Annotated in this window: 13 protein-coding genes and 4 pseudogenes; 6 read left to right on the top strand and 11 right to left on the bottom strand. The window is 57.7% G+C overall.

Annotated elements, in window-relative coordinates:
- Positions 1–44 precede the first annotated feature (44 nt).
- Entirely contained in the window at positions 45–971 is a 927-nt protein-coding gene (locus AC07Y2_RS01075) for an acetoacetate decarboxylase (ADC) (protein WP_103385310.1), read from the top strand.
- Positions 972–986: 15 nt separating this feature from the next.
- Here AC07Y2_RS01075 and AC07Y2_RS01070 read toward each other — a convergent pair whose 3' ends face one another.
- A complete protein-coding gene (locus AC07Y2_RS01070; RefSeq protein WP_071495498.1) occupies positions 987–1,466 on the bottom strand; it encodes a MerR family transcriptional regulator in 480 nt (159 codons plus the stop codon).
- A 227-nt stretch (positions 1,467–1,693) separates the two neighbouring features.
- Here AC07Y2_RS01070 and AC07Y2_RS01065 point away from each other — a divergent pair.
- Positions 1,694–2,524: pseudogene (locus AC07Y2_RS01065) on the top strand (alpha/beta fold hydrolase).
- 1,073 nt (positions 2,525–3,597) lie between these two features.
- Here the strand turns inward: AC07Y2_RS01065 and msrA are convergent.
- The 5 genes and pseudogenes from msrA to AC07Y2_RS01040 all read right to left on the bottom strand — a co-directional run.
- Entirely contained in the window at positions 3,598–4,065 is a 468-nt protein-coding gene (gene msrA / locus AC07Y2_RS01060) for a peptide-methionine (S)-S-oxide reductase MsrA (RefSeq protein ID WP_103385253.1), read from the bottom strand.
- The gene (locus AC07Y2_RS01055) at positions 4,058–4,984 is read right to left on the bottom strand and encodes a homocysteine S-methyltransferase family protein (RefSeq protein ID WP_103385252.1); all 927 of its coding nucleotides are present in this window, start codon (positions 4,982–4,984) and stop codon (positions 4,058–4,060) included. The genes msrA and AC07Y2_RS01055 overlap by 8 nt, the downstream gene beginning before the upstream one ends.
- Positions 4,981–5,958, bottom strand: coding sequence for an ABC transporter substrate-binding protein (locus AC07Y2_RS01050; protein ID WP_309475026.1), 978 nt, complete (start codon positions 5,956–5,958; stop codon positions 4,981–4,983). The genes AC07Y2_RS01055 and AC07Y2_RS01050 overlap by 4 nt, the downstream gene beginning before the upstream one ends.
- Before the next feature lie 87 nt (positions 5,959–6,045).
- Positions 6,046–8,106, bottom strand: coding sequence for an ATP-binding cassette domain-containing protein (locus AC07Y2_RS01045; protein ID WP_050761185.1), 2,061 nt, complete (start codon positions 8,104–8,106; stop codon positions 6,046–6,048).
- Between the two features lie 385 nt (positions 8,107–8,491).
- Positions 8,492–8,848 (bottom strand): annotated as a pseudogene (locus AC07Y2_RS01040) (LysR substrate-binding domain-containing protein); the annotation flags it as partial.
- On the opposite strand from AC07Y2_RS01040, the pseudogene AC07Y2_RS01035 reads away from it, so the two are divergent.
- A pseudogene (locus tag AC07Y2_RS01035) lies at positions 8,843–9,379 on the top strand (Npt1/Npt2 family nucleotide transporter); the annotation flags it as partial. The pseudogenes AC07Y2_RS01040 and AC07Y2_RS01035 sit on opposite strands and share 6 nt — an antisense overlap.
- A gap of 173 nt (positions 9,380–9,552) precedes the next feature.
- Positions 9,553–10,455, top strand: a complete 903-nt coding sequence (locus AC07Y2_RS01030) for a bestrophin family protein (RefSeq protein WP_039768508.1) — start codon at positions 9,553–9,555, stop codon at positions 10,453–10,455.
- An 89-nt stretch (positions 10,456–10,544) separates the two neighbouring features.
- Here AC07Y2_RS01030 and AC07Y2_RS01025 read toward each other — a convergent pair whose 3' ends face one another.
- The 5 genes from AC07Y2_RS01025 to AC07Y2_RS01005 form a co-directional block, all read right to left on the bottom strand.
- Entirely contained in the window at positions 10,545–11,345 is an 801-nt protein-coding gene (locus AC07Y2_RS01025) for an alpha/beta fold hydrolase (RefSeq protein ID WP_103385249.1), read from the bottom strand.
- Between the two features lie 120 nt (positions 11,346–11,465).
- Positions 11,466–12,395: a ZIP family metal transporter gene (locus tag AC07Y2_RS01020; protein WP_011334200.1), complete on the bottom strand. Its 930-nt coding sequence runs from the start codon at positions 12,393–12,395 to the stop codon at positions 11,466–11,468.
- A gap of 61 nt (positions 12,396–12,456) precedes the next feature.
- Positions 12,457–13,341: a manganese catalase family protein gene (locus AC07Y2_RS01015; RefSeq protein WP_064596678.1), complete on the bottom strand. Its 885-nt coding sequence runs from the start codon at positions 13,339–13,341 to the stop codon at positions 12,457–12,459.
- A gap of 260 nt (positions 13,342–13,601) precedes the next feature.
- Positions 13,602–14,117: a CinA family protein gene (locus AC07Y2_RS01010; protein ID WP_011334202.1), complete on the bottom strand. Its 516-nt coding sequence runs from the start codon at positions 14,115–14,117 to the stop codon at positions 13,602–13,604.
- 12 nt (positions 14,118–14,129) lie between these two features.
- Positions 14,130–14,378: a hypothetical protein gene (locus tag AC07Y2_RS01005; protein WP_178082835.1), complete on the bottom strand. Its 249-nt coding sequence runs from the start codon at positions 14,376–14,378 to the stop codon at positions 14,130–14,132.
- A gap of 149 nt (positions 14,379–14,527) precedes the next feature.
- Between AC07Y2_RS01005 and AC07Y2_RS01000 the strand changes: the two are divergent.
- A pseudogene (locus AC07Y2_RS01000) lies at positions 14,528–14,786 on the top strand (short chain dehydrogenase); the annotation flags it as partial.
- A gap of 291 nt (positions 14,787–15,077) precedes the next feature.
- On the top strand, positions 15,078–15,398 hold the full coding sequence (locus AC07Y2_RS00995) for a hypothetical protein (RefSeq protein ID WP_103385246.1): 321 nt from the start codon (positions 15,078–15,080) through the stop codon (positions 15,396–15,398).
- The last annotated feature ends 9 nt before the right edge of the window (positions 15,399–15,407 follow it).

Raw genomic sequence — 15,407 nt, 5'->3', positions numbered from 1 at the left:
TGTTCAGCTCAATTGCCAACCATGCGTTGGCGGGGACGCCTGAAATGCTCAGCCCGACTGAAACCAACACAATCGATATCGCAGGCCACACAGTGCCGGTCGTCAAGGGCGGCTTGTACGACCGTTATCGCTCGAATCCTCCCTTGTCGGTGATTGCAGCAGAACTGCCGGGTGTTGATTTGAGCTGGTTCAAAGGACTGGAAAAGCACAAGGTAGACATTGGCTTCGAGTCATACTCTCCGAACTTTTATTACCAGAACAGTCGGGTAACGGCTGTCTACACGGCCGACCTGGACACACTTCGGGCATTGATGCCGCCGGAAGTATTGGCAACCGTACACCCCCTGCAAATCTGGCCGGGTCGCGGCTTGATTGCGTTTACCGCTTACACCTATGAGCATTGTGATAACGACGCCTATAACGAAGTGGCCGTGTCGATCATTACCAACAAGCCAGGCAAAGCCAATCTGGGCCCGTTCACACTGATTGGCCAGTCGATGTCTGGCGACTTCTGGGGCTATGTGCTCAAGCTGCCGGTCAATACCGAGCTTGCACGGGTGCGCGGTGTCGTCGGTTACAACCTGCCTAAATGGCTGACCGGTATTGACCGCAAAGAAGATGCCCAATCTGTGGTCTATGACATCACCGACAGCCAGACCGGAAAAGTCGACGTGTCCTTCAAAGCGAAGAAACTCGACAACCTTTCTCGCGATGTCGACATCGTCACCAGCAGCTTCACCAATCTCGATCATCAGGGCCAACTGGCATACGGGTATGCGGTTTCCCGCCAGCTCAGTCACGGCTCCAGCCGCGACGCTGATTCGGTCACCCTCACGCTGGGCGACGGCAGTCTGTCGAATTACCTCCGTGCCCTGAAGCTGGGGAAAATGATGAAGTACGAATACGTGCCAGAGTTCCAGAGTGCGCTTTATGCGCCCAAGCCACTCGCCAGCCTGATTGGCGAGCGCTGAGACCTTTTGCGCCTGTCAGGCTCCGGAAGCCTGACGGGTGTGTTTTTTTGTAGAAGACGTTACCGCGGGCCTATCTGAAGCTTTGCCAACCCCCTCTTCACGCAGACGATTTATCAGCATTTGAGCATTATCCCCACACGCCATGCCCTCGGGTTTATCTTCGATGCCCTTGATGACGAGCAGAAGTTGAGCTTTGTTTTGCGCTAGCCGCTCCTGCAGAACGCTGATTTCTTCCACCTTTTGCTTAAGTCCAGTGAGCAACTCGTCGTGCCGCCAGCCACTGGCATTCATCGGCATCAGTTGCCGAATCTCCTCCAATGAGAAACCTGCCGCTTGTGCGCCGGTGATGAGTTCCAGTACCCATTCGGTATCGGGCGCGTAGTCCCGGTAGCCATTGGCCTTGCGCTCAACGGAGCTGATCAAGCCACTGGCCTCATAGAAACGGATGCGTGACGGTGCCAGTCCGCTGATTTTCGCCAGTTCGCCTATTCTCATACATCACCCTGAAAAATCTATTGACCTTAAAGTTGACTTTAAACCTAAAGTCATCGAGCGGCCAAGCGCACCGTGTGACTTGGTCGTCATGGCGTTCGTGAGTAAGCGCAGGCTAATCCAGCAACGCACTCTGAACTGCCTACCGGAAGGGCTGCATGCTATTAACTCAAGGCCATGATCGGAACGCGATTCGATGAAGGCCTCCACTTCATTCAGGAGATACGAACATGGGGTATGTCACTACAAGAGATGGTGTTGAAATCTTCTACAAAGACTGGGGGCCACGCGATGCCCAGGTCATCTTCTTTCACCACGGATGGCCACTGAGCGCGGATGATTGGGACGCGCAAATGCTCTTTTTCCTGGGTGCCGGTTACCGGGTTGTAGCACACGATCGGCGCGGTCACGGGCGATCCAGCCAGGTCTGGGATGGACACGACATGGACCACTACGCCGACGACGTCGCGGCCGTAGTTGATCACCTGGGTGTACAAGGCGCAGTTCACGTCGGGCACTCCACCGGCGGCGGTGAAGTCGTTCACTATATCGCTCGCCATGGCGAAGACCGCGTCTCGAAAGCGGCCATCATCAGTGCCGTGCCACCGCTGATGGTCCAGACACCGACCAATCCTGGCGGCCTGCCGTAGTCAGTGTTCGACGACTTGCAGGCACAACTGAAAGCCAACCGGGCACAGTTTTACCACGACGTTCCTGCAGGGCCTTTCTATGGCTATAACCGCCCGGGTGCAAAGACCTCCGAGGGCATTGTCTTGAACTGGTGGCGACAAGGCATGATGGGATGTGCACAGGCACACTATGACGGGATAGTGGCGTTTTCTCAGACCGACTTCACCGAAGATTTGAAGAGCATCAAGATCCCCGTCCTGGTAATGCATGGTGATGATGACCAGATCGTGCCTTATGAAAATGCAGGGGTTTTGTCGGCCAAACTTCTGCAAAACAGTACGTTGAAAATCTACCCGGGCTTCCCTCATGGAATGCCGACAACCAACGCCGAGACGATTAACGCAGATCTGCTGGCATTCGTGCGGAGCTAAAAAATGGGGCGGGTTAATCCCGCCCTTTTTCCCCTTGCGACTCCAAGATCAGATTTTGAATTTCGCAAAGTGCATAAGAAATGCGTTAACTGATTGTCCGCTATTGGCCGAAAGCAGTCGTCCACGGAGCCCAGAACGGAAAAGTGCTTTAGCATTTTTTAATGCCCGGAGAAGGCTTAATTGGGGCGACTCTTCATCGACAGTTCGAGCATCCTTAAGGCCGCCTCACCGCCAGCAGCACCAATCACAAGATATTCAACAAGCAGCGGGCGTCTGATTGCAGTGCAACCGAATAAAGCAGCCTCGCCGCTGAGGATGGGCGGCATAAGCACGCGCCGCAGCAATAAGCATTTCGCTAAGGGCAGCGCTAGGTGACTTGCCCGGGATCAAGAACCGGTCCAATGGCACCACCGTGGCTGAATAGCGTTTCAATGCATCCGAAAAAAAAGCTCCTTTGCTGCCGAATGCAGCATAGAAGCTTGGTAGCGCTCACGGATGGACTGATAGACAGCTACGTCCGCTCATACTCAAAGCCTCAGACCTTCCACCACGCATTTGAGTATTACCGCGCACTTCCCCGTTCGATTGCGCAGAACGAGAAATTAGCGACGACCAAAGTGACCATGCCGGTTCTCGCCGTTGGCGGGGGTGGCAATGGCGGATTCGGAGCCCGGCAGCCTGAGAATATTCGACGATACGCTACTAATGTTGAAGCACACGTTTTGCCTGGATGTGGCCACTGGGTCCCAGAGGAGTGTGCGCCAGCGCTGAACCCGTTAATCCGTTCCTTTCTAGATCAGCCATAGGGTTGGTCGTTGAGGGCATTGGTGTTCTGGTGCTTTAGCACTCCGCGCACCTGCGAGCGATCCAGGCTTTCTATTGCGAGGAGATTCTGGCTTTCTCGACGGTTACGCCATCTGGCTCCAAAGCGGCCGTCAAGCCGACAACCTGGTCGCCAGAATCGGCAAAGCTGAAACGGCACTTTTCCGCAGATCGATCCGCGTCCCCGCGGCCAGTACCTCGCCGAGCAATTGCAACGCCCCGGCCCAGACGGCAAAAGCGTTGCCTATGCATCAAATGGAACAGGCGCTACCACCATGCTTTTCAAGGTAGCGCTGATGTTCTTCATCTGCCTTTTGAAACTCACCCAGTGGCAGGATCACCGTAGCCACTGGCTTGCCCAGCTGGCCACTGGCATCCAGCTGCTGCCTGGCGACAAGTGCCAGTCGGGACTGCTCGGCACTGTTGAAAAACAGCGCGGAACGGTATTTCGCCCCGACGTCCGCACCCTGCCGGTCGACTGACGTTGGATCGTGCAGTGTCCAGAAGTGCTCGACGAGACGGCTGTAGGAAATGAGTCGGGGGTCGAAGTCGACTTGCACGACTTCGATCAGGGTGGCATCGCCCAAGTCTGACCGCGCGAACCCGACGCGGGTGTCGAGCACACCCGGCAATGCCCGGAATGAGGCTTCCGCCCCCCAGAAGCAGCCGGCACCGAATGTCGCCTGCTCTGACAGAACGTCGCCTGAAAAATCACTCATGCGCGGCCTCCTCACCCTTTTGATAGTGCAGGTGCAAATGCAACTGGGCGATATGCTCCGGGCCGATTCCACAGCATCCGCCGACAATGCTGGCCCCTGCGGCAACCCATGATTTCGACCAGTCCAGGTAGGACTCGGGGCCCAGATCGCGCCGAATTTCCAACAAATCGCTATTGGCCTCGGCTTTGGCACTGACAGGGGGGAAAGCATTGGCATAAACCCCCAGTTCGACAGGATGATCCAGGTTTTCAATCACAGCGCGTGCCTCAATCAAGGCCGCGGCCATCACTTCCGGCTGGCTGCAATTGAAGAGCACCGCCTTGGCCCCCAGCTCAGCCGCCACGCGAACCGCATCGGCAACAGCCTCGTTTGAACGTAATCGCGGTTCCCGGCCATCTTCGTCCAACAGCGTGAATGATACCCAGAGTGGCGCGGGATTCGTTCCGAGGGCTTCGGCCACCGCACGCACTTCAGCAATGGAGCTTTGCGTTTCGGCCAGCCACACATCGACGTGCGCCTGCAATCCGGCAATCAGTTCGCGGTGGATCGCTACTGAACGCTGATGATCGAACAGATCCGGCCGGTACGACCCCAGTGCCGGCGGCAACGACCCGGCCACGGTGACCGGATCGGTACTTTCGCCGGCGGCCTGCCGCGCCAGTCGTCCGGCGCGCTCAGCCAGCGCTCTTCCCTGCTCGGCAAATCGCTCATCGCCAATATGAAAAGGCACCACCGCATAGCTGTTGGTGGTGATGATCCGGGCGCCCGCTTTCACGAACGCCTGATGCGCCTGCAGTACATACTCAGGCGCTTCGATCAGCGCGAGGGCCGACCATTCCGGTTGACGGAACGGCGCGCCGATTCGCTTCAACTCGCGCCCCATGCCACCATCGAGTACACGTACGTTCGCTCTGGTCATTGGGCTGAACTCACTTGCTGCGCCTGCCCTGCAAACCACTGATCAACAGTAGAAGGGTTGGCTTGAACCCAGGCCTTGGCGGCGACGTCTGCTGGCTGTTTCTCCTTTTCGATCTTCTGGATCAGTCCGTTCAACTGTGCCGGGTCGATGGAGAAGTTGTGCAGGAACTCGGCAATTTTCGGCGCGCGCTTTTGCAGTGCTGTGGAAGCCAGGACGTACACCTTGGCATCCGGGAAGGCGCAGGTGATGTGGCTCTTGTTCAGCCAGTCGGGATCGACGGTCGGGCTGACGAATTTCCAGCAGCCATCCGCCTTGTAGAGAGGATCTTCTTTTTTGTTGTCCTGGGCGTAGCCATCGAACGCGGGCTCTTCCAGACGACGCAGATCATAGGCCGAGAAAATCCAGTCAGGGGTGTAAGCGTAGAACACCACGCCCCGTTGCGCCTTGTAAGCCGAGGCCAGTTTGGCGTAGGTCACCGAGGCTTCCGTCGACACGGATTCGAATTTATCGGCGAAGCCATAATCCTTGGCCTTGATCTGGCCGATATAGGTCGACTCCCAGCCCGCCGGCCCCACCAGCAGTTCGGCCTTGCCGCCGCCCACTGGCTCGAAGAGCTTGGCCACTTCCGGTTTTTTCAGGTCGTAGATCGATTTGACGCCGTACTTGTCTTGCAGATAACCGGGAATGTAGAAGCCTTGTTCGCCGGCATAAGGGTGAGCATTGGGCACCAGTGAGCGGGTGCCGCCGGTGACGTACTTGGCCCACGCCGCCGACTGATTGGGCAGCCAGATGTCCGTCAGCACATCCACAGAACCGTCGCCCTTGGCCGCCGCACTGAAAAGCACCGGCACGTCCCCGGCGAGATACGACACATCACCGTCCAGACGGGTTTTGATCACCTCACCCAAAATGTGTTGAATGGCGATAGCCCCCGTCCAGTTCTGCTCGCCAATGACAATTTTGTCCTTGGCCATCACGCTGGCCGGCACGATCAGGGAAGCCAGCACTGCAACCGCACTCAGGTTACGCAATAGATGTTTTGTCACGATAAGTCTCACAGTTCAGTTATGCAGATGGTCTTGCTTGCGCAAGCTCGATTGAATGATTCGATCGGGGATCAATGCACACAGCACGATCGCCACGCCGGCCAGCACGCCCTCGCCGCCCTTGATATTGCGCAACGCCGTCATGACGTCGTAACCCAGTCCTCCAGCGCCGATCAGGGCAGCAACCACCACCATCGACAGGCTCATGACAATGGTCTGATTGATCCCCAGCAACAGGGATCTTCGCGCCAGCGGCAGTTGCACCTTCACCAGGGTTTGCCAAGGGTTCGCTCCATGGGCGATTGCCGCTTCCACGGCATCCTTCGGGACTTCCTGAATACCCAGGGACGTCAGACGAATCATCGGTGCCAGGGCAAAAATCACCGTCGCAATGACCGCCGGGGTCTTGCCTACCGAAAAGAACGCCACAGCGGGAATCAGATAGACAAAGGTCGGCAGGGTCTGCATGACATCCAGCAAAGGCGTGAGCAGCCTGCGGGCAAATGGCCGCTTCGCCAGCAGAATGCCGGTGGGTACGCCGATCACCAGTGCGATCAGCACCGACGAACCAACCAGCGCCAGCGTGGCAATTGTCCGCTCCCAAAACCCGAACAGGCCGATATACAACAACGCTGCGCTGCTGGTGAGCGCCAGGGCCAGGCCCGCCGAGCGCCATGCCAGCAATACCAGCGCCAGCGCGCAAACCGGCCAGGGCAGCCAACCGAGCAGGGATTCGATTCCTTCAATGACCGTGCGAACCGCAACGATCACGCCGACAAAAGCGCTCTCGAACGTCACCTGTGACCAACCGATAAAGTCATCCACACTCTGTGCAGTCAGTAATAGCGCCTGGCGGCTGGCCGGGAACTGCAAAAGCGCCTGGGTGGTATCGGGCGTCAACACCCGCCAGATCACCAATGCCTGACTGACCAGCAGCACCGCCAGCGGCAACGTCCAACTCGAAACGGCGCGCCGCACCGGTTGACGGCCCAGTGAATACGCGGTGAAACGACTGGCCGCCAGCACGGCCAATCCCACCACGACCGATATCCAGGATGCGCTCGTAATGCCCTGCACCGCAGTGGCCAGGGCCGCGAGTTCTGCGGCGAACCCGAGCCAGAACAACCCGCCTCGGCCCCGCGCCGCCAGCGCTGCCGGCCCGAGCAACAGGGCTTGCCAGCCGCGCAAGCCCGGCTGAACCGGTTGCTCCTTCGGTGCCGTTTCGGGAACCTGACGTACCGCGCCACCGGCATCGTGCAATACCGGTGCGGCTGGAAGGCAATCGCGGAAAAAATCCGCGACCTCAGCATCGGCCGGCGTCTCGAGCAGCTGTTTCGGGGTGCCCGACTGCACCAGACGTCCCTGGCGCAATACCGCTATCCGGTCAGCGAGACGTACCGCTTCGGCAGGATCGTGGGTGACCAGCAACGTGGTGATCCCGCGCTCGCGTACCAAGGCCAAAAAGTGGCTTTGCAGGTCTCGCCGGATGGTCGGATCCAGTGCGCTGAAAGGCTCGTCCATCAGGAGAATATCCGGATCAGTCACCAATGCCCGCGCAAGTCCGACCCGTTGCTGCATACCGCCGGACAACTCGTGGGGATAATGCTCGCCCCATCCCTCCAGGCCCATCGCCTGTAACTGTCGGGTGGCCGCTGCGTGCCGGACGGCCTCGGATTCGCCGCGCAACTCCAGAGGCAGCGCAACGTTGTCCAGCACCGTGCGATGGGGCAAAAGACCAAAATGCTGGAACACCATGCCGATTCGCCGCGAGCGCAAATCCCGCAACGCTTTGTGGCTCAGGCCGCTGATAGCCTGACCTTCAATCAAGACCTCACCGCTGGTGGGTTCGATCAAACGATTGATATGGCGAAGCAAGGTCGATTTGCCGCTGCCGGAGGTGCCCATCAGGCACAGCACTTCGCCGCGTCGAACCTTCAAGCTGACATGGTTGACAGCCGGCAACGGCGATCCGCCTTTGCGCAGATAAGCTTTAGTGACGCCTCGCAGTTCGAGGACAACATCGCCCTCCTCGGCGCTATCGTCGATGGGTGGGGCCAATCGTTCAGGCAAGTCGATCTGTACCGTTGCCAAAGAGGTTTGAATAAGTGTCACGAGGGCTCCGGGCAACGAACCGCTGACGGCCAGATATGTGGCCGTTCAGGGTAGAAAAAATGGACAGGAGCCTCAGGCATGACCGCGGACAGGGCTGGCCTGAGGCAAAAAAACGCCGCAAGCGAGACGCTGCACGTTTCCTTTGCTAAAAGCTAAACGATCTTAAAAAGATTAAATAAATATCTTTTTGGAATGAGCTTAGGTCTTCCCATTGGCATCAAAGCAGCGACGCGCGCAGGTCTTGGCGTCACCGCCAGAAGCATGGAAATGGTACGGCCTTGGGTTGCTGCAGTGTTCGTTGGGGCGGATTGACCCTGAGCGGACACGCAGGTTGCGGTCGATGCAGGCCTTACGACACGGCGCTGAAGATGCTTGAGCTCTCTGCGAGTTGCCGCTCGGCCCGCAGAAAATCTACAAACGCCCTGAGCGGCGAAGGCATGTGACGGCGCCCGTGGTAGTAAAGAAAAGGACCGTCGAAGGCCTGCCACCAGTCCTCGAGAATCGGCACCAGTCGACCATCGGATAGCGGCTCGCGCAGAAAATCCTCGAAGGTATACACGATGCCCAGCCCGTTGATGGCCGATTGGATTTTCAAATCGTGCGATGACGTCAGCAATTGTCCTTGAGGCGGGATACGCACAACACGGCCGTCTCGGTGGAACTCAAACACGCCCACTTTTCCACTCTCGAATCGATGCCCGAGCAGGCACGTGTTGTCGCCGACCACTTCCCGGACCGCGAGTCGCAGGTGCGCGTGTTCGGCATCATCGACTTTGTCGTGCAGGCGGGCGCCTTGCTCTGTCAGTTGTTCATCACTGGACGCGTCGCCCAAAAGCTAGGTGTCGGCGTGTTGCTGGCAATGGTCCCGCTGGTCATGTGCGCGGGGTTTGTCGGGCTGATCTTCGCGCCCGGCTTTGGCCTGATCGCCGCGCTGATGATCGTGCGCCGCATCGGTGAGTACGCCCTCGTTCGCCCAGGTCGGGAGATGCTGTTTGCCCCGCTCGATGCCGAAAGCAAGTACAAGGCAAAGAACGTCATCGACACCGTGGTCTACCGCGCCGGTGACGCCATCAGCGCCTGGGCGAAAAGCGCGCTGGACGCGGTCGGCCAAGGTGCAGGCATGGCAGCGCTGGTCGGCGCGTTGTGTGCACTGCTATGGGGTCTGCTGGGATGGCGGCTCGGCGAGCGGGCGGACCGACGATCCAGTGTGTCGGCAGCGCGGCAACCCCCCGCCTAGTGTTCAAGAGTCTTTGAGAGAGCGGACGAACAACTTTTTGCTCGGTCGCTCTGTCCGTTCCCTTCTGCATTCGCAGATTGACTGACGGTTGGCTGCTTCACCAGGGAACTGCCGGTGCCAGGCATCGTCCGAGCTTAAGCGTTTAAGCAAACTGCTCGCCACGAGGTTTCCGTTTGAAAGCTGCCATCGTCAAAAAATACCGCCTGATCATCAAGACCCTGGGCTACGTGGGCTGGTCTCTGTTCTGGTTGCTGCTGTGGGACATCGCCGTCACCGTCGACTTCATGCTGTTCCTTAACGCCAAGCTGAACCTGCCGCTGATGCCGCTGACGTTGCTGGGTTCGGCGTTGATCGTATTGATCAGTTTTCGCAACAGCAGCGCCTACAACCGCTGGTGGGAAGCGCGGACGTTGTGGGGGGCGATGATCAACAACTCCCGCAGCTTCGCCCGGCAGGTGCTGACGCTGCTGGACGATGCCGGCGGCGAGGTGAATCCGGTCAAATCCACCCTGCTGCGCCGCCACGTCGCGTATGTGAATTGCCTCGCCGCGCATCTGCAAGGCCAGCCTTGTCCCGACGAGGTGCGGGCGTTCATTCCCGCCGAAGAGTTCGCCCGCAGTGGCACGACCAATAACTTTGCCAACGATATCCTCACCGGCTCCGCGACTTTGCTCGCCAAGGAATACAAGGCCGGGCATCTGGACAGTATTCGCCTGGCGCGGCTTGAGTCGACGCTGGTCGACCTGTCCAACAGTCAGGGCGGCATGGAGCGGATCGCCAATACCCCGCTGCCCTACCCTTACGTCTATTTTCCGCGGCTGTTTATTTCGCTGTTCTGCTTGATCGTGCCGGTGGGACTGGTCGAATCCCTGGGCTGGTTCACGCCGCTGGCGTCGACCGTGGTGGGATTCATGCTGCTGGCCATCGAACGCATCGGCACCGATCTGCAAAGCCCGTTTCGCCACAGCGAACACCAGATTCAAATGGAAGCACTGTGCGAAACCATTGAAAAGAACTTGCAGTCGATGCAACGTGATTCGTTGGGTGATGTGCGCAGGCTTGAGGAGCACGCGTGAGGCGCTGCTTCAGCATCAGCGTGATAGCATCAGGTACAGAGTGACTATTGATGAGACGAGCGTGTGCGCTCCAGGCCAGCCTTGGTGTTTCAGTTCGCGATCCTCGGTGCCTTCTCTTCATCGTCGTAAGGGCGGCAAAGAAATTCGCGGACCAGGACGGCAGTTCGTCCAGCGCTGGTCACCACAAAGAAATGTCCCTCACCCTTCAGAAGGCGAAGTTCTGAACGTCCAATTGTGCGGCGCAGGACATGGCCGTTGTACGCCTGTATTAACGGATCGCGGTCGCCGGCAAGAATCAGCGTGCGTTGAAGCAGTCGGGACAATCGAAGCAGGCTTGTCCATCCGATCAAGGCTGCGAGCTGGAAATAGTAGGTTCGCGGATTAACAGAGAGCATGCCCTTCATCACACCGAAACGCAGCAGCGTCTGAACTGAATGGCCGGATCTTTCTTGCTGGTGCGTTTTGGTGTTTTTACTCTTGCGGAAAAAATCCATAACGTCTGCAGGCTTCATCAACAGCAATGGGCCGGGAGAGGTCGCCGCGAGGATCAACCTGCGTACCCTGCTCGGGTAACGAAGAGCGAACTCCTGAGCCAATGCACCTCCCCAACTCACACCGAACACATCGACCTGGTCGATCCCCAATTGCTCAAGCATCCCGGCAATCACGTCGGCATGGCGTGGCAGGCGAAAGGGCCAACGGGGCATTTGCGACTTGCCGACTCCGGGCACGTCCAGCGTGATGGTCATGAAGTCGTCAAGTTCATTGCGCAGCGGATCGAAGGTACGAATCAAACCACCCAAACCATTGAGCAAAAGCAGCGGAGAGCCTTGACCGCAGATCGACACGTTCAACTGCAAGCCCTTCGTTGTTAGCCTGTGCGTTGTCATGATTTCTCCTTGCTGCACGTAATTGAAAGGCAGTGCAGGTGGGATCGCGACGCCTACCGTCGGATTTTTGCTTCCAGTTTCTTCAACCACGCCGTCCAATGATGGATGGGAGGTAAAGGGTCAACCCAAAGCCGTGTCGAGAAACATCATGACCCCGAAACCGAGCATCAACCCCAAGGTCGCAGGTGTCTCATGACCGTTGCGATGGGTCTCGGGAATGACCTCATGGGACACCACAAAAATCATCGCGCCCGCCGCCAGACCGAGCGCTATGGGATATCCCAATGCGAAGCTGCTCGAAACCCCCAAGCCGACGATCGCGCCAATGGGCTCCATCAACCCTGAGCCCACCGCAATAAGCGCAGCGCGAAGCGCTGAAATCCCGGTCACGCGTAACGCAAGCGCCACAGCCAGGCCTTCGGGAATGTCTTGAATGGCGATGGCAGTGGTTAGCGGCAATCCCACCTTCATATCGCCATTGGCAAAGCTCACTCCAATGGCCATCCCCTCCGGCAAGTTATGCAGCGTGATTGCCAGGACAAACAGCCATACACGATTGATGCGCTGCGCCTCGGGCCCACGGCGACCGCTTTTCTCATGTTCGTGAGGCACGAAGCGATCCAGACCGATCATCAGCGCTACCCCCAATCCCAATCCTGCAACGACGACACAGGCTGCGAGCAACTGGTTACCGTACAGCGCCTGGGCGGCTTCGATGCCCGGAAGAATGAGCGAAAACGAACTGGCGGCCAGCATCATCCCGGCAGCGAAGCCGAGCATGATGTCCTGCGTTCTGGCGGCGATATCGCGTAACGCAATCGCTGCCAACGCACCTATGGCCGTCGCAGCGAAGCCTGACATGCCGCCGAGAAATGCAAAGTGCAGATTTTGTTTGTTGGCGCCGACGAAGGCGCCGTACCCGCTGATCAGCAAGCAAAGCGTCACGCCAATCAGAATTGACCAGAAGGCTAACCCGCCCCATCCGGATTTTGAGAGTCGAACAAACCGTGAGCGAAGTGTTGCGCCAGATGAGGTCAACGGCTCGGACATCGCACCCTCCTGTTTTCTTGAGTTGGAAAAACCGCACGCCCTTCGGCGTGCGGTCGCGTCATTAAGGTTGTGGTTCGCCTTGCACACCCGCCCCCAGGTCCGCACCCGTGATCGGATTGCTGTCTGGGTCGGACATCGTCCTGGCTTTCATGTCCATGAGCAACGCTTCATCCTCGGCGCTCAATTGCACAGTCGCGGTGCCCTCGCCTCCATCCACCGCCGGCGCTGGATTCTCTACGAACTCCCAGTCCTCCCCTTCGTTCCACGGCCCGCGGGTGCTGCCTTCGCCCTGAGACATGTTGAAGTAAACGTTGGTGAATTCAGGCATACCCGGCAGTTTGCCCTGAGGGAAATTAGGCTGGATGGCGTGCAGTGCTTTTTCGAAAGACAGTTGATGGGCGATTTCACGGGTCATCAAAAATCCGAGGGCTTCCTTTACACCCGGATCATCTGTGACATTCATCAAACGCTCGTAGACGATCTTCGCCCTGGCCTCAGCGGCGATATTGGAGCGCATGTCTGCAGTCGGTTCGCCGATGGTATCGACGTAAGCCGCCGACCAGGGAACGCCTGCCGAGTTGGTCAAGGGAGCACCGGCGCCGTACAACAAACTTGTGATGTGGGAATCGTTGCCGGCCCCGTTGATAGCGCGATACAACTCGCCCTCTTCCTCGACACCTTCGGCCATTTGCCCTTTGGCGCCCTTGTTCAACATCACGATAATCGACCCGACGATCTCAAGGTGGCTGAGCTCCTCGGTGGCAATATCCATAAGGAGATCCTTTCTGCCTGGATCATCTTCGGCCAACGCCTGTGTGAAGTAGCGTGAAGCTGCAGCGAGTTCCCCTTGGGCTCCCCCGAATTGTTCCAGTAGAAGATTGGCCAACCCCGGATTGGGCTGAGCAACGCGCACGGTGTATTGAAGTCGTTTGTTATGTAGGAACATGACATTCTCCTCAGGTGCATCAGGGCTGCCGTTCACTCGGCAATAGACCGAATGCCAACCCACATTCATCTGAAGCAAATGCGCCGGGGTTAATTTCAAAAACCTTCTGCCCTGTCGACCAACGGGTGCTGATTTCCCTTTGCTGTTAGAAACCTGCGAGTCAGTCTTCCTGGACAATAACGGAGATCCAGACTTTCAACTGATAGGCCATGTCCTCGCGTATTGGATAATTCCGGCTACGCAAGTGGGGACGGTTTCGCTCATCGCTCATCGGGCTCACCATTCTCACCTTGCAGAACTCGCTGATGGAAACGCGTCAAGTACTGCAACGCATACTCGGTGGCGTATTTCTGTACTTCACAGCGTCCGCCGCAGAAGCGATGCTGGTGACTGAACACGCAACACTCATCAGCTACCTGAAACGCCCAGGCAAAGCAGATCGTGCCAGCCGGGATACCGTCTACATCGTCCGGGCCGAGAATGCCCGTTGTAGCAACGGCAACGTTGGCGGTACTGTCGCGCAATGCGCCCATTGCCATTTCACGCGCGACTTCCACGCTGGTGAGGTTGAACGTTTCGATGGTCTGCGGTTTGACATGCAGGAGGCGTTGTTTCGCCTGAGGCGAATACACCACGTACCCGCACTCGATGAACTCGCCACTACCCTCGACCTCGGATAACAGCGTCACAATTTTACCGGCGGTACACGACTCCGCTGTGGTGAGCACCAAACCATTGGCGCGCAGGTAGTGAACAGTGTCGTCGGCAATAGACATGAGCTGATGACCTCAGTGGTAATCCTCACCAGCGACGGCACGCAGATAGGCTGCATCTGCCCCCCTTCGCAGGTCACGCCATTCGGTATCGTTCAACATACCCAACCGATGCATCTCATCAGACTGGCGCAACAGCTCCTCGTGATAGGCATCGGGACACTCCATCCGTAACGCTCGGTTCTCCAATGCAAGATGCCAGGCATCCAGGGCTTTCAATCTGGATTCCTGCTCAAGCGTCAGTTGATTCTTGAAAGCATTCATTTCACCCACCCCGAACATTTCCCGGTTGAGCAACAGTTTTCGAATTAGGTTCAAAAGGTCTGACGAAGAACAGCCTTCGGTAATCTCGATGGAACGTTGCGCCAGGCCCCGTCCTCTATCGCAACACCAGCGAATCTGAGGATTTCATCATGATCGATCCAGCAACCGGTATGAAGGCAGGCGAGCGCTACACCATAGACAGTCTCGAACGCACACGACATTTCCCGGGTTTCTTCCTCGACGGAAAATATTACCTTGGCCCGGAATTGATGACGGCCATCGGTTGGCTGGAAGGAAAGCAATTTTATTACGATGAGCTTGATCCCACGGGTGAGCCGGTGTTTCCCGATCGACTCGCCGGCACTGTCGAAGACCTCACCCTGACTCTCGCGGACGGTGCGCGATTGCCCTTGAACGAAATGCCGTACAGGGCAGACGCCGACCCCACTGCCAGTCCAAGCCGTCTTACTCCATCGTCATCACGACATCGACCTGCCCCGGCAAGCGATCAACCCGGAGTCGAGGGCGTCCGGATGTCAGGTAAACATCCGTATCCAATACTCCTGGCGGCAGGCGCCGCGCTAGTACTGGGAATACTGCTTGGAGTCAAACAAGCCAATCGCCTTCCTGCCCGAAAACCGAGATAGCCGTCCTTGCTGAATTTTTGGAGAAGTGCTCTTTGAACGGTCGGAGACGGGAATGCATCCAGTGACACCAGACGGTCGCTACTTTGTTGTCAAAGGCCAGCTATGGCGATGTTCCAACCCATCATTGGATGAAGATGTGCGCCAGCGTCTTGTCGATACGCTTATGGCCGCTCGACGAGAGGTCAAGAACGCCAAGGGTTCGCAAGACGCTTCGCAACTGAAGCGCGCTCGGGAAAAGGTACAAATGGCCAAAGTGGCCCTCGGGGAACGGGGGCCTGTCTGGTGGGCTGATGGAAGCCCGGACTTCAACCGGCGGCTGGTCATCAATTCCCCTTATGCCGAATGGTTCAGCTCGCTCCAAGAGCCTGATTAACTCTCGGCG

This window comes from Pseudomonas sp. GW456-12-1-14-TSB6 (assembly GCF_059424205.1).
This window is presented reverse-complemented; position numbering and strand designations above follow the sequence as displayed.

Excerpts from the sequence above, each read along its gene's own strand:
- AC07Y2_RS01070 (WP_071495498.1), bottom strand. The coding sequence starts at position 1,466 with ATGAGAATAGGCGAACTGGCGAAAATCAGCGGACTGGCACCGTCACGC.
- AC07Y2_RS00995 (WP_103385246.1), top strand. The coding sequence starts at position 15,078 with ATGCATCCAGTGACACCAGACGGTCGCTACTTTGTTGTCAAAGGCCAG.
- AC07Y2_RS01010 (WP_011334202.1), bottom strand. The coding sequence starts at position 14,117 with ATGTCTATTGCCGACGACACTGTTCACTACCTGCGCGCCAATGGTTTG.
- AC07Y2_RS01075 (WP_103385310.1), top strand. The coding sequence starts at position 45 with ATGCTCAGCCCGACTGAAACCAACACAATCGATATCGCAGGCCACACA.
- AC07Y2_RS01020 (WP_011334200.1), bottom strand. The coding sequence starts at position 12,395 with ATGTCCGAGCCGTTGACCTCATCTGGCGCAACACTTCGCTCACGGTTT.
- AC07Y2_RS01050 (WP_309475026.1), bottom strand. The coding sequence starts at position 5,958 with ATGGCCAAGGACAAAATTGTCATTGGCGAGCAGAACTGGACGGGGGCT.
- AC07Y2_RS01025 (WP_103385249.1), bottom strand. The coding sequence starts at position 11,345 with ATGACAACGCACAGGCTAACAACGAAGGGCTTGCAGTTGAACGTGTCG.
- AC07Y2_RS01015 (WP_064596678.1), bottom strand. The coding sequence starts at position 13,341 with ATGTTCCTACATAACAAACGACTTCAATACACCGTGCGCGTTGCTCAG.
- AC07Y2_RS01055 (WP_103385252.1), bottom strand. The coding sequence starts at position 4,984 with ATGACCAGAGCGAACGTACGTGTACTCGATGGTGGCATGGGGCGCGAG.
- msrA (WP_103385253.1), bottom strand. The coding sequence starts at position 4,065 with ATGAGTGATTTTTCAGGCGACGTTCTGTCAGAGCAGGCGACATTCGGT.
- AC07Y2_RS01005 (WP_178082835.1), bottom strand. The coding sequence starts at position 14,378 with ATGAATGCTTTCAAGAATCAACTGACGCTTGAGCAGGAATCCAGATTG.